Genomic DNA, 13,701 nt, shown 5'->3' with positions numbered 1-13,701 from the left:
CTGTGATAAACATCGACCGACATAACTACGAAGAATTATTCCTGCTCTACCTCGACGGGGAACTCCCTGCCGCGGATGCCAAAGCAGTGGAACAATTCGTAGCGGATAATCCCGATCTGGCGGTGGAACTGGAAGCCCTCAGGCAAACCCGCTTATTACCCGGTGAACCAGTTGATTTTCCTTTCAAGGAATCGCTGTACAAAAACACTGCATCTGTTGATACATCTTCTTACGAAGAACAATTACTCAGTTATATCGATGACGAGTTAGCGGGCGCTGAAAAAGAAAGTATGGAAGTTTTGCTGATGAAGAACCCGGAGGCAACAGCTTATTTGCATCTGCTTCAACAAACAAAACTCGAAGCCGAGCCAGTGCCTTTTCCCTATAAAGAATCGCTTTACCGTACCGCTTCAACAAAAAGACCTGTTATTTATATCAACTGGCAGCGCGTGGCTGTGGCAGCCGTTTTAGCAGGTCTGGGACTGACCCTGTGGTTCATTCCCGGTTCTCTCCGCCGCAACCCACCGGCTGAAAAAGAATTGGCTGCTATCAACAAACCTGCTGTTCAGCCTCAAAGCAAAACAACCATATCATCACCGGGTACTGTTGACCATGTTATTACCAATACTGAAAACAAAGAAGTTGTTGCAGATCATACTACCAACCCTGTAGTTAATAAACAACCCACTTCAAAAACACAGACAGCAGGCGTCATGCCTGTTGAAAACAGTTTGCCTGCTGAACAGAGCCGCTCCCTGGCACAGGTACAAGCCATTCCGGTAAGCACAGGCGTTGGAAGAACCGAGATCCATCCGCCGGTTGAAGTACTGGCTGCTAATACCAGCCTGCAACAACCTGTTATTGCCCCGAAAGAAGCAACAACAGCCAACAATAATGCTGCTCTTACAAAATACAAAGAGTTGGAAACCGATGAAGACAATAAAGGACTCTTACTGGGTTCTATCGAGATCAATAAAGACAAACTGCGCGGCTTTTTCAGGAAGGCGTCCAGCATTTTTAAAAGCAAAGCTGCCCGGGAGGAAGAAGACAATCGCAGCTTGAGATAAAGTAAAAAATCGTATGAAGTATGTAGTAAGTTTAGTAGCGGCATTGTTCGTTACGGGATGGGGGATGGCTCAGACCGACAGCACCGGCCGTTCATCGGACACGATCAAAGTGGGCAATTTCATCATCATCAAAAAGAAAAAAAGCGGGTCGGGCGATGAGGAGAGTGTGTGGAAGAACTGGGACAAAGATTTCGAGATCCGTACAGAACACCGTAGCCACAGAAGAACCAATATCAGCACGAACTGGTTCATCTTCGACCTGGGCTTTGCCAATTTCCGCGACCAGACCGATTATACGGCAGCACAGTCCGGCGGCTATTTCAGGGTACTGCGTCCCGCAGATGGCCAGGTCAATGCCAACAGCTTCCACCTGAACAACCTTAAATCCAGCAATGTGAACATCTGGTTTTTCATGCAAAAGCTGAACATGGTAAAGCATGTGGTCAATCTCAAATACGGGCTGGGGCTTGAAATGTACAATTTCCGTTACGACAGCCGGATCAGTTACCGCAAAGATCCTGTGCCTTATGTGTACAATGATTCCATCTCTTTTTCCAAGAACAAACTATATGTGGGATACCTGACGGTGCCGCTGATGGTGAACATCAATCCTGCACCGGACAGAAAAAGGAGTTTTTCTTTCAGTGCGGGTGTGAGTGCCGGGTATATGCTCAGCAACCGCAACAAACAGGTGAGCGCCGAAAGGGGTAAGCAGAAAAACAACGGCGATTTCAGCCTCGAGCCCTGGCGTCTTGCGGCTGTGGCTGAACTGGGACTGGGTCCTGTGCGCCTATACGGTTCGTACAGCATCAACAGGCTGCACAAGGAAGGTACCCGGTTAGAACAATATCCCTATGCCGTAGGTATCCGTTTCAGTAACTGGTAAACGGCTTTTATTTCTCATGTTGTATCATGCGCTCTCTTTTCAGGGGGCGCTTTTTATTTACATCAGTTGCCGGCAACCACCATCTTCTTTCCAAAATAGCCATGCAGTACTTCGGGCAACAAAATGCCTTCATCGCCCTGGTTGTTTTCGAGCAGGCAGGCCAGTATTCTGGGCAATGCCAGTGAGCTGCCGTTCAGCGTATGCACCAGTTGCGTTTTGCCCGTAGCGTCTTTGTAACGGCACTTGAGACGGTTGGCCTGGAAACTTTCGAAATTGCTTACACTGCTCACTTCCAGCCAACGTTCCTGCGCAGCGCTGTACACTTCAAAATCATAAGTGATGGCACTGGCAAAACCCATATCGCCGCCGCAAAGACGCAATAAACGATAAGGCAATTGCAGCGACTGTAATAATTTCTCCACATGCAGCACCATTTCATCGAGTGTGTCGTAACTTTTTTCGGGCTGCACCAACTGAATGATCTCTACTTTTTCGAACTGGTGCAGGCGGTTGAGGCCACGTACATCTTTTCCATAACTGCCAGCCTCTCTTCTAAAGCAAGGTGAATAGGCCGTCATTTTAACCGGGAAATCTTCTTCTTTGAGGATTGTATCGCGATAAACATTGGTAACAGGTACTTCTGCCGTGGGAATGAGGTAAAAATCATCTTCCGTAGCATGATACATCTGCCCTTCTTTATCCGGCAGTTGTCCGGTTGCATAAGCAGAATCGGCATTCACCATGAAAGGCGGCAGGTATTCTTTATAGCCGGCTGCGGTATTGTAATCGAGAAAATACTGCACCAGCGCTCTTTGTAATTTGGCGCCCTGTCCGGTATAAACAGGAAAACCACTGCCGGTGATCTTGTTACCCAGTTCAAAATCGATCAGGTTGTATTTCTTGGTAAGATCCCAGTGTGGTGTTGCATTAGCCGGCAGCACAGGTTTAATGCCCCCTTCCCTTACCACTACATTGTCTTCCGGCGTACGTCCTTCCGGTACCTGTGTGCCGGGCAGGTTGGGTAATAGCACCAGGGTATCGTTCAGTTCTTTTTCCACCCTGGCCATTTGCTCTTTCAGCGGCTCTAGGGCTGCTTTCCATCCTGCTACGTCGGTCTTCAGGGTCTCGGCCGCTTCTTTTTGTCCCTGTGCCATCAGCTTACCGATCTCTTTGGATGCGGTATTGACTTTGGATTGTGTATTGTCGAATTCGGCCTGCAGGCGCTTACGTTCATCATCCAGTTGAATGATGGTATCCACCAGTTCGGGTTGTTTGAAATGCTTTACTGCCAGTCTTCTCTTTACTTCCGCCGTATCATTGCGCAACACACTCACTTGTAACATAAGGATCGATTTGCCGCAAAGATAACAGTCATTTACCTTTGCCACATGTTATTCGCAACAGATGATTTACAGCAGCGCTGGTGGAACCTCGAAGCCAAACTGGTGGAGCGATTCGGTAAAAAGCCCGACCTGGAAGCCGTATTGTTCCTTATTGGCATGCAGGAAACCGGTTTTGTGAAAGAGAAAATATCGAAAGAGCAGAAGCAGGACCTCATGCATGTAGCTGTGTGTACGGTGTTGGCACAGAGCGGCTATTATGCACTGGAGCAACAGGATGCAGAAGGCTGGCCCCATTTCAGGCAATTGAAAGAATTACCCGTGATGAGCATGCCCGAACAGGAGAACTTCATCAAAGACCATATTCTCCTGTATTTTGAACAACAAGGTTTTTGAAAGATCGTTTTTTATTCAATATTTGCACTATTAAACCACGCTTTATGAATTTTCCCGCAGAACTGCGCTACACCAAAGACCATGAATGGATACGCCTGGAAGGCAATACCGCTATCATCGGCATTACCGATTTTGCACAGCATGAACTGGGTGATATCGTTTATGTAGATATTACTTCTACCGGTAAAACACTGGCCGCTGAAGAAGTCTTCGGAACCGTTGAAGCTGTTAAAACAGTAAGCGATCTTTTTCTTCCTGTTGCCGGAACAGTGGTTGAAGTGAACAGCCTGCTGGAAAAACAACCTGAACTGGTGAACACCGATCCTTATGGAGACGGATGGATGATCAAAATGACCGTAGCGACTCTGTCAGATGTAGACGCACTGATGACCCATGAAGCTTACGGCGCACTGGTAGGATAAATTAATTTTGATTGAAAGCGATTCTTTTTGCCCCAGCGGTCTTGTTATTCGCTCTGTGTACGGTGCTGTTAACCCTCCCGGGTGCAGACCTGCCTTCGTGTGGGTTTTGCGCTGCCATACCGCAATTCGATAAGCTGGTGCACATTGGTATGTTTACCTTATTGGGATTGTGCTTTGGCTATCCTGTGGTAAAAAGCCCCTGGACATTGCAAAGACGTTTGAAATGGGTATTGCTCATCGCTTTGTTGAGCATCGGATATGGTATTGCTATTGAATTCATCCAATTATTCTGGATACCGGGGCGGAGCTTTGAAGGATGGGATATACTGGCAGATAGTACAGGCAGTTTGATTGCTTATGTGTGGAACAGGAATGCCTGTAAAAAAATTGGCCCCGATGGAAATCGGGGCCGCAACCAAAACTAACTGCTTATGAGAAAATTGACTACTTAACTTGTTTTGTGCTTCTACTTATATTAACTCAAAATCGGTGCCAAACCCTTGCTGCGTCTGTTAATACTTTCTAAACCCAGATACACCGGGCTTTCCCTTCGCTGCTTTTCTAACACAAAGATCTGTATAAAAGACAAAAACTTTTGTCAATGGTTTAACAATGAAATGTTAAAGGAAATACTACATCAATCCGTGTTTTAGAACACACTGAAAAATAGCCACTTATATTCCCTTTCCCATAACCCCATTTCCCAAAAAGACCTTTCAATTTACCCAGTAAGTTAAAGAATACAGGGTTATTCTCATAATTATTTTAATAATATTTTTTGCCATTCCAGGGAGTCGCCATTGAAAACATTGAAATCGGTAACACTTCTGACCCCGTTCACATGCCCGGCATCGCTGTGCTGCCAGAAAGTCCAGGGGCGGTTCACGTGCGGACTTTCCTGCTCAAAATAATGCGCTACCCATAAAGGATATGCATCGAAAGCCCGCCCCAGGTTCCGCTTATAAAAATCGGCATAAGAATATATGATGGGTTTCACCCCGTATGCTTTTTCTACGGCCACCAGCCATTCCCTGATCCGGCTGCGCATCGAATCGGGCTTCACACCATACAACTCTTCAATGTCCAGCACCGGAGGCAGATCGCCCTTTGTCAATTTTACCTGGCTGATGAAATTTTGGGCCTGCAATGCACCGCTCTTGTTAGCCAGGAAAAAATGATAAGCGCCGCAAACCATACCGGCTGCTTTCGCCTTTTCCCAGTTCTGTTTGAAACGTTTGTCGGTATCGTTGAGCCCCTCGGTTGCTTTGATGAATACAAACCCCAGTCTCGTGTTGTTGATCTTCATTGCCCTGACTTCCTGCCATGCAATAAGCTCCTGGTGACTGCTTACATCGATCCCGTGTATGGAATAGCCTGTAGGTATATCTATGCCGAAGGCAGTAAAATGAACGAACTTCGCTTTCGACTCCTCTTCTCTCTCCCAACGCTGGCGCAGGAAAAGGTACGATGCCGTGCCGCCCAGGCAACACAACACCACCAACCACAATATCCTTTCTATCCTGTTCTTTGTCCGTTTGCTTTTTTTCATCCGTATCTTTATGGTTCGCCGCCCCTGGCGGCTGTTATTTTTGCTGGATGGAACGCTTTAGATTTCTGTGCGCCCCATCGCTTGCAAAACTCGTGCATTTAATACTACTTTTACAATCCTATGGCCTATTTCAACTGGAACGATAGTATCAATCTCCTACAAAAACTGACCCTGCGGCGCTTCTGGAATGCCATCAAAGTGTACGGTAGTTACCAGCTTACACGTTTAACAGGAAAACCCGTTCAATGGGGGTACCCTGTTTCGATCTCTTTTGAACCTACCACTTCCTGCAACCTGCGTTGTCCTGAATGCCCCAGCGGACTTCGCGCGTTTACCCGGCCTACCGGTATGCTGCAGAAAGACTTTTTCAGAGAGACCATCGACGATATTTACCAGGACCTGCTCTACCTCATCTTTTATTTCCAGGGTGAGCCTTACCTCAATCCTGAATTCCTGAACATGGTGAAATATGCGCATGATAAAGGAGTCTATACCGCTACCTCTACCAATGCGCATTACCTCACCGATGAAAAGGCCAGGCAAACAGTAGAAAGCGGGCTCGACCGCCTCATCATTTCTATTGATGGCACTACACAAGATGTGTACCAACAATACCGCGTAGGCGGAAAACTGGATAAAGTACTCGAAGGCGCCAGGAATATTGTTAAATGGAAAAAAGAGCTGAAAAGCAAAACACCTTTTATTTTCTTCCAGTTCCTGGTGGTGAAACCCAATGAACATCAGATTGAAGAAGTAAAAAGATTGGGTAAGGAAATTGGTGTAGACCAGGTACGTTTCAAGACCGCGCAGGTATACGATTATGAAAATGATCCGCATCAATTGATCCCACAAAACAACAAATACAGCCGCTATAAAAAAGACCGTAACGGAAAGATGCAGGTGAAAAGCGGCCTGAAAAATCATTGCTGGAAACTCTGGCATGCGAACGTGATCACCTGGGATGGATTGGTAGTACCCTGTTGTTTTGATAAAGATGCCACCCATCAACTGGGCAACCTTACAACACAAAGTTTCCGGGAAACATGGCATAACGACAACTACAGGCAGTTCCGGCGCGAACTGCTCAGCAGCCGTAAAAACATTGACATTTGTGCCAATTGCAGCGAAGGGTTGAGTGTTTGGGAAAACTGATGAGTTGTTAGTTGTTAGATGTTAGAGGATAACTTGCAACTTTCATATTAGTTTAATATATTGAGGATCCCGACCAGGCAATCTAACAACTAACATCTAACATCTAAATATGTCTCTCGAACAGGATATACAACAACCGCTTTTTCGGAATGAATACCAGAAAGCGGCTATCAATCTGATCTTTTCATCCAACTGGTTGAATGAAAAGATCAAATATCTGTTAGAATCGGAAGACATCACACAACAACAATACAATATCCTTCGCATACTCAAGGGATGTCAGCAACCATTAAGCACATTGCAGATCAGGAGTCGCATGCTCGACCGTATGAGCGATACCAGTCGTATTGTGGAGCGCATGCTGAAAAAAGGGCTCGTGGAAAAAAGAACCTGCCCTTCCGACAAACGCCTGGTAGATGTAAGCATTTCGCACAAAGGGCTTGAATTACTGGAAAAACTCGAACACAAAAATGCAGCGCTCGATAGTATTCTGCAATCCCTCTCTGAATCAGAAGCAATTACATTGAATCGTTTGCTCGACAAAATGCGCGGATGAACGGTTAGCTCTACACTTGCTTCTTCTTTATCTTCGTGGCATGAAAAAATTTCTGGCGTTCTGTTTGATGGTTGTAGCCGGCTTGAAACCGGGTATTGCGCAATATTCTCCTAATTACGAGTTCCGTGGCGTATGGGTAGCCTCCGTTAGCAATATCGACTGGCCCAGCAAGAAAACCCTCTCCGTGGCAGAACAAAAAGAAGAATTCATCCGACTGGTAGAAATGCACAAACGCAATGGCATGAATGCTTTGATCGTACAAGTAAGACCCGCCGCTGATGCATTGTATCCTTCTGCTTATGAGCCCTGGAGCGAATTTCTCACGGGTAAACAAGGACAGGCACCTGTGCCATTTTACGATCCGCTTGATTTCATGATCAGCGAAACACACAAACGCGGCATGGAGTTCCACGCCTGGCTCAACCCTTACAGGGCTGTATTCAACATGCGGAATTCTTCCATTGCATCCAACCATCTCACCAAAACACATCCCGAATGGTTCCTGGTTTACGGCGATAAAAAATATTTCAACCCCGGTCTGCCGCAGGTAAGACAACACACCGTGAAAGTAGTGGAAGACCTGGTGAAGCGATACGATATAGACGGCATTCACCTCGACGATTATTTCTACCCTTATCGTATTGCAGGAAAAGAATTTCCCGATGCAAAAGAATACAAACGCTATGGCAACGGATTGAGTAAAGACGAATGGCGTCGCAGCAATTGCGACAGCATTATTTACGATCTGTTCACAGCCATCAGGGCCATCAAGCCCAAGCTGCGATTCGGCATCAGTCCGTTCGGCATCTGGCGCAACAAAAGTCAGGATCCCATGGGCAGCGATACAAAAGGCGGACAAACCAATTACGACGATCTCTATGCCGATATCCTGTTATGGCTGGAAAAAGGCTGGATCGATTATGTAGCACCTCAGTTGTATTGGGAGCGCGGTCATAAGCTGGCCGATTACGATGTATTGCTGGAATGGTGGAATGATCATGCCTATGGCAAAGACCTTTATATTGGGCATGGTATTTACCGCGCCGGCAGCAATGCTGCCTGGAGAGATCCCAATGAGCTGCCGGAACAAATACGCGAACTAAGAACATACCCAACTACCCGTGGGAGCATTTATTTCAACAGCAAGGTATTTGAGAGCAATCCGAACGGATGGAGCGACAGTTTGCGCAATCATTATTACCGTTATCCGGCCCTGGTACCTGCCATGCCCTGGGTAGACAATACTGTTCCCATACAACCCCTGGTTGAGAAACTGGAGGGGAATAAAATAAAGTTGGTGTATAAAGGTGAAGAAAAGATCAAGGCATTTGCCATACTGGTACTGCAACCAGGCGCCGAACCACAATTCATCAATACACAACTGGTGCAGGTGATCCCCGCCAGCAAGACTGCTACCGTAGACCTTGGCTCTTTGCCTGATATCGCCACAGGCAAAAAAATATATGCCATAACAGTCAATCCGAATAACAATGTGAGTCAGCTTACAGAAATTAGATGAGTTAATCACGCTGTTTTGCCTTTTGACTTTTAATTTTGACTTTAAATCAGTCATTTTGGGCAACATCCTTCTCATAGACGACGAAGAAAAACTCCGCACCTTGCTCAGCCGCATCATCCGGCTCGAAGGGTTCATGGTATGGGAAGCGCCCGACCTCAAATCGGCTCGTAAGCTGATGGATAAAGAGACCATAGATGTGGTGCTCTGCGATGTAAAATTACCTGATGGCAATGGCCTGCAGTTTGTACAGGAGCTCAAGTCCAAATATCTTTCCGTTGAAATCATATTGCTCACCGCTTATGGCAATATTGCCGATGGCGTTCAGGCCATGAAGAGTGGCGCTTTTGATTATATCACCAAGGGTGATGACAACGAAAAAGTAATTCCGCTCATCAATCAGGCAATGGAAAAAGTACAACTGCGCAAGCATATTGAGTTATTGGAACAACGCGTGGGCAAGCGATATGGTTTCGAGCAGATCCTTGGCCGCTCGCCCCTGATCAAGGAAGCTGTAGCCCTGGCGCAAAAAGTAGCGCCTACCGATGCCACGGTTTTGTTACTGGGAGAAACGGGCACCGGCAAAGAAGTTTTTGCCCAGGCCATACACCATGCCAGTAAAAGAACCTGCAAGCCTTTTCTGGCACTCAATTGCAGCGCATTTGGGAAAGAATTGCTGGAGAGTGAATTATTCGGACACAAAGCCGGTGCTTTTACCAGTGCAGTGAAAGACAAAAAAGGACTCATAGAAGAAGCGAATAATGGCACCCTGTTTCTCGACGAGATCGGCGAAATGCCTATGGAACTGCAGGCCAAATTATTGCGCGTGCTGGAAACAGGAGAATTCATCAAAGTAGGTGATACCCGCTCTACCAAAGTGAATGTGCGCATCATTGCCGCTACCAACCGAAGTTTACAGGATGAAATACAATCAGGACATTTCCGTGAAGACCTTTATTACCGGCTGAATGTTTTCACCATTACACTACCGGCACTGCGCGAAAGAATCAAAGACATCCCATTACTCGCCGAACATTTCCTGCGCCAGTTTGCTCTCAAAACCAATCAGCATGTTACAACTATGAACACTGAATTCATGGAGCGCCTGCAGCAACACGATTGGAAGGGCAATATCCGCGAACTCAAGAACGTCATGGAAAGAGCGGTGATCCTGGCCACAGGAGATACGCTTACAACAGAAGACCTGCCGTTTGAATTGCAATCCAGTTTAGGCTCTATCCATAAGAGTTCATCCCAACTTTCCGCTTTTGATCTCTCCAGTGTTGAAAAACTACACATACAACGCGTCTTAAACCATACCAAAGGAAATAAAACCGAAGCCGCCAGGCTATTGAACATCGGGCTCACTACTTTATACAGGAAAATTGAGGAGTATCATATCCTGTGAAGTTCACATGAATCAATGCATGTCTCTTAACTGCAAAAACATTATCTTAGAAAACACTAACACCCCCGGTACTACAACACCAGGGGGTCGAAAGATCAAAAATAACAGTAAGCATGAGAAAACTATTCCTTGCTCTTACAGGCATTCTCTCAGTTGCCCAGGCACAAACAAACAACAGGCCTCAAACCCCTAAACCTCCTTTCCATTACAATGTTGATAGTGTTGAATACGACAATACAGAGAAGACCGTTCATTTAGGCGCCACATTAACTTATCCGAAAACAAAGGGTCCCTTCCCGGTAGCCATAATGATCACCGGAAGCGGGTTACAGGACAGGGATGAAACCATTTTTAATCATAAGCCTTTTGCTGTAATTGCCGATTACTTAACCAACCATGGCATTGCCGTATTAAGGGTAGACGACAGGAATATCGGCAAAAGCAAAGGAGATGTATTAAATGCTAGCAGCGCTGATTTTGCAAATGATGTGGAAGCAAGTATTCATTATTTATTAACCAGAAAAGAAATTAATAAGCGCAAGATAGGCCTTATCGGACATAGTGAGGGCGGCTTTATTGCACCTTTGGTGTACACGAGATGGCCCCATTTGTCTTTTATAATCTCCTTAGCGGGAACGGGTGTATCGGGCGCAGAAATATTGCTGAAACAGCAAACAGACCCTTTAAAAAATGCAGTAAATGGCGATACATACAATGCTTTCTATTCACTTACGAAACAAACACTACAAATTATTCATGATCATGCTAATGAAAATGACTCGTTGATATTGGATAGGGCAAAAGAACTATTTGCCAGTTGGAAAAATGGTTTACCCGATAGCATTTTAACACCGCTTAATGCAAAAAAAGTAACACCAGAGATATATGCTGATTTTCAGGTTAAAGCGGAATTGAAGCCCTGGCTTAAATATTTTATTGCTACGGAACCGGATCTGTTTTGGAGTAAAGTAAAATGCCCGGTATTGGTATTAAATGGCGAGAAAGACATCCAGGTATACCCGGAACAAAATGTGTCTGCAATTACGGCCTCACTAAACAAAGCCGGAAATAAAAATGTAACGACTAAGATCTTCCCCGGATTAAATCATTTGTTTCAGCATTGTACTAAATGCACCATCCAGGAATATGCACAATTGTCAGAAACCTTCGCCCCCGAAGTATTAGAAGTAATGAACAATTGGCTCATTAGTAAAATACTGTAAGTACCCCATTTCTCAAGCAACTATTTCAAGGGCTTTCGAGCAAACGGTTACCGTCAATATGGAATCGTGTATGGAGTTGCTTAGCTACTTCCAGGTTGGTTTTTTTGAATCGCCCCCCTCCCCTCCCAAAATGAAAAAACCACCCCAAAATGAAAAGGTATAGCGGAGCGGCTTTTTCTACCTCTTTTTTCTGCTGTAACAGCGAACCCTTACAAACAAAGGGTTTGCCATTCCAAATACGCTAACCTGTCTTTAGTGGCATCCTTTTGGCGCATCGCTCAAAAACATGCTATGCAAACAATACTGCTCATTGCCGTCGGGCTCGTCCTCTTCGCCCTGTTTTTCAAATTCATTCAATGGTTCGAAAAAATATAATCCATGTTATTACTATTCATTATTGCTATCCTGGTTTTCTGCTACCTCTGTTATGTACTGGTAAAACCCGAGAAATTTTAAACCATAAGCAGCCTTTATTATGAACACAGAAATTTTAGGCATCAGTATCACTTTCATCCTTACACTTTTATTGGCCATCCCATTAGGCCGGTACATAGGGAAAGTGTATAGCGAAGAAAAAACCTGGCCCGACAGATTCCTGGCACCGCTCGACCGCCTGTTCTTTAAACTGTCGGGCATCAGGCCGGAAAAAGAAATGAACTGGAAACAGCACCTCACAGCCTTGCTTACCATCAACCTGGTATGGTTTCTCTTTTCCATGTTTATACTCATGAACATGCAATGGCTGCCGCTCAACCCCGATGGCAACCCCGGCATGTCGGCCGATCTGGCTTTCAATACCACCATCAGTTTCGTCAGCAATACCAACCTGCAGCACTATAGTGGCGAGACAGGCGTTTCCTACCTCGGTCAATTGGTGTTGATGTTATTCCAATTCATCAGTGCAGGTGCAGGTATGGCTGTTTGCGCAGTAGTATTTCATGCAATGAAAGAAAGAACCACGGACAAACTCGGCAATTTCTATAACTACTTTGTGAAAAGCTGCACCAGGATATTGTTGCCGCTTTCAATTGTGCTGGCCCTGTTACTAGTATTCAATGGTACACCCATGACCTTCCAGGGTAAATCGCAGTTCATTTCATTACAGGGAGATACGGTAAATGTGTCAAGGGGTCCCGCCGCAGCGATGGTGGCCATCAAGCAACTGGGCACCAATGGCGGCGGCTTTTTCGGCGCCAACTCTGCCCACCCCCTGGAGAACCCCAACTATTTCACCAATATGGCTGAATGTGCTTCTATCTTTCTCATTCCAGTGGCGATGGTTTTTGCTATGGGCTATGTACTCAAGAAAAGAAGACTGGCCTGGACCATCTTTGGCGTCATGACCATTGGGTGCCTGCTCTTCCTCCTGCCTTCTGTGTATTATGAAATGAAGGGCAATCCTGCTATTACACAAATGGGCATCAACCAGCAAATGGGTAGCATGGAAGGAAAAGAAGTCAGGTTCGGTTCGGCAGCCACCGCTTTCTGGTCGGTCGTTACTACGGTTACTTCCAATGGTTCTGTCAATGGCGTGCACGATAGTCTTACTCCATTATCGGGTATGATGGCCATGCTGGGCATGATGGTGAATTCGTTTTACGGAGGTGTAGGCGTGGGCTTTCTCAACTTCTACATTTTTATCATCATCGCTGTTTTCATCAGTGGATTGATGGTAGGCAGAACACCAGAGTTCCTTGGAAAAAAGATCGAAGCCAAAGAAATGAAGATTGCCGTGATCATTGCATTACTACATCCACTGTTAATCCTCTCAGCCACTGCTTTGTCTTCCCATCTTTATGCGCACGACCCCGCAACTTATGCCGGCTGGCTCAATAACCCCGGCAGTCACGGTTTCAGCGCAATGTTGTATGAATACACTTCCTCTGCCGCTAACAATGGCAGCAATTTTGCCAGTCTGGGCAACAATACACCGTACTGGAATATCACCTGTGGTATCGTGATGTTGTTGTCGCGCTTCCTGCCCATCATTGGTCCATTGGCCATTGCAGGCATCCTGGCGAAGAAAAAATACATCCCCCAAAGTGCAGGAACACTTAAAACAGATACCGGCACATTCGGTATCATGGTGCTGGCGGTGATCTTTATCGTTGCGGCACTGAGCTTTTTCCCTGCGCTGACCCTTGGCCCTTTGGCTGAATTTTTTGGAATGAAATAATTGATTGAAT

Annotated in this window: 14 protein-coding genes; 12 read left to right on the top strand and 2 right to left on the bottom strand. The window is 45.8% G+C overall.

Features of this window, described 5'->3' with window-relative positions:
* The first annotated feature begins 2 nt into the window (after positions 1-2).
* Entirely contained in the window at positions 3-1,067 is a 1,065-nt protein-coding gene (locus tag BLU98_RS06045) for an anti-sigma factor family protein (protein WP_092723044.1), read from the top strand.
* Positions 1,068-1,080: 13 nt separating this feature from the next.
* Positions 1,081-1,953, top strand: a complete 873-nt coding sequence (locus tag BLU98_RS06040; protein ID WP_092723042.1) for a porin family protein — start codon at positions 1,081-1,083, stop codon at positions 1,951-1,953.
* Between the two features lie 62 nt (positions 1,954-2,015).
* Here the strand turns inward: BLU98_RS06040 and serS are convergent, their stop codons facing one another.
* Complete coding sequence (serS, locus tag BLU98_RS06035) at positions 2,016-3,296, bottom strand: serine--tRNA ligase (RefSeq protein WP_092723040.1); 1,281 nt, start codon at positions 3,294-3,296, stop codon at positions 2,016-2,018.
* A 45-nt stretch (positions 3,297-3,341) separates the two neighbouring features.
* Between serS and BLU98_RS06030 the strand changes: the two genes are divergently transcribed.
* Genes BLU98_RS06030 through BLU98_RS06020 form a run of 3 tightly spaced genes read left to right on the top strand, consistent with a single transcriptional unit; the run spans position 3,342 to position 4,536 of the window.
* Positions 3,342-3,689 carry a hypothetical protein gene (locus BLU98_RS06030; protein WP_092723038.1) on the top strand — a complete coding sequence of 116 codons (348 nt, stop codon included), beginning with the start codon at positions 3,342-3,344 and terminating at the stop codon, positions 3,687-3,689.
* Between the two features lie 44 nt (positions 3,690-3,733).
* Positions 3,734-4,111, top strand: a complete 378-nt coding sequence (gene gcvH / locus BLU98_RS06025; RefSeq protein WP_092723036.1) for a glycine cleavage system protein GcvH — start codon at positions 3,734-3,736, stop codon at positions 4,109-4,111.
* A gap of 11 nt (positions 4,112-4,122) precedes the next feature.
* Positions 4,123-4,536 carry a VanZ family protein gene (locus BLU98_RS06020; protein ID WP_139173850.1) on the top strand — a complete coding sequence of 138 codons (414 nt, stop codon included), beginning with the start codon at positions 4,123-4,125 and terminating at the stop codon, positions 4,534-4,536.
* Between the two features lie 335 nt (positions 4,537-4,871).
* Here BLU98_RS06020 and BLU98_RS06015 read toward each other — a convergent pair whose 3' ends face one another.
* Complete coding sequence (locus tag BLU98_RS06015) at positions 4,872-5,660, bottom strand: glycoside hydrolase family 25 protein (RefSeq protein ID WP_092723032.1); 789 nt, start codon at positions 5,658-5,660, stop codon at positions 4,872-4,874.
* A gap of 120 nt (positions 5,661-5,780) precedes the next feature.
* Here BLU98_RS06015 and BLU98_RS06010 point away from each other — a divergent pair, with 120 nt between their 5' ends.
* The 7 genes from BLU98_RS06010 to kdpA all read left to right on the top strand — a co-directional run bounded on the left by BLU98_RS06010 (position 5,781) and on the right by kdpA (position 13,691).
* Positions 5,781-6,812: a radical SAM/SPASM domain-containing protein gene (locus BLU98_RS06010; RefSeq protein ID WP_092723030.1), complete on the top strand. Its 1,032-nt coding sequence runs from the start codon at positions 5,781-5,783 to the stop codon at positions 6,810-6,812.
* Between the two features lie 109 nt (positions 6,813-6,921).
* Positions 6,922-7,368, top strand: a complete 447-nt coding sequence (locus BLU98_RS06005; protein WP_026768291.1) for a MarR family winged helix-turn-helix transcriptional regulator — start codon at positions 6,922-6,924, stop codon at positions 7,366-7,368.
* Positions 7,369-7,408: 40 nt separating this feature from the next.
* The gene (locus BLU98_RS06000; protein WP_092723028.1) at positions 7,409-8,887 is read left to right on the top strand and encodes a glycoside hydrolase family 10-like protein; all 1,479 of its coding nucleotides are present in this window, start codon (positions 7,409-7,411) and stop codon (positions 8,885-8,887) included.
* 55 nt (positions 8,888-8,942) lie between these two features.
* Positions 8,943-10,292, top strand: a complete 1,350-nt coding sequence (locus BLU98_RS05995; protein ID WP_443667551.1) for a sigma-54-dependent transcriptional regulator — start codon at positions 8,943-8,945, stop codon at positions 10,290-10,292.
* A 113-nt stretch (positions 10,293-10,405) separates the two neighbouring features.
* Positions 10,406-11,515 carry an alpha/beta hydrolase family protein gene (locus BLU98_RS05990; RefSeq protein ID WP_092723026.1) on the top strand — a complete coding sequence of 370 codons (1,110 nt, stop codon included), beginning with the start codon at positions 10,406-10,408 and terminating at the stop codon, positions 11,513-11,515.
* Between the two features lie 378 nt (positions 11,516-11,893).
* A complete protein-coding gene (locus BLU98_RS18050; RefSeq protein WP_084220465.1) occupies positions 11,894-11,971 on the top strand; it encodes a potassium-transporting ATPase subunit F in 78 nt (25 codons plus the stop codon).
* Positions 11,972-11,990: 19 nt separating this feature from the next.
* Entirely contained in the window at positions 11,991-13,691 is a 1,701-nt protein-coding gene (gene kdpA, locus BLU98_RS05980; protein ID WP_092723024.1) for a potassium-transporting ATPase subunit KdpA, read from the top strand.
* Positions 13,692-13,701: the final 10 nt, after the last annotated feature.

The organism is Hydrobacter penzbergensis (genome assembly GCF_900106985.1).
GTDB classification, from domain to species: Bacteria; Bacteroidota; Bacteroidia; order Chitinophagales; family Chitinophagaceae; genus Sediminibacterium; species Sediminibacterium magnilacihabitans.
The sequence above is the reverse complement of the archived record's forward strand: the minus strand, read 5'-3'. Positions and strand labels throughout refer to the sequence as shown.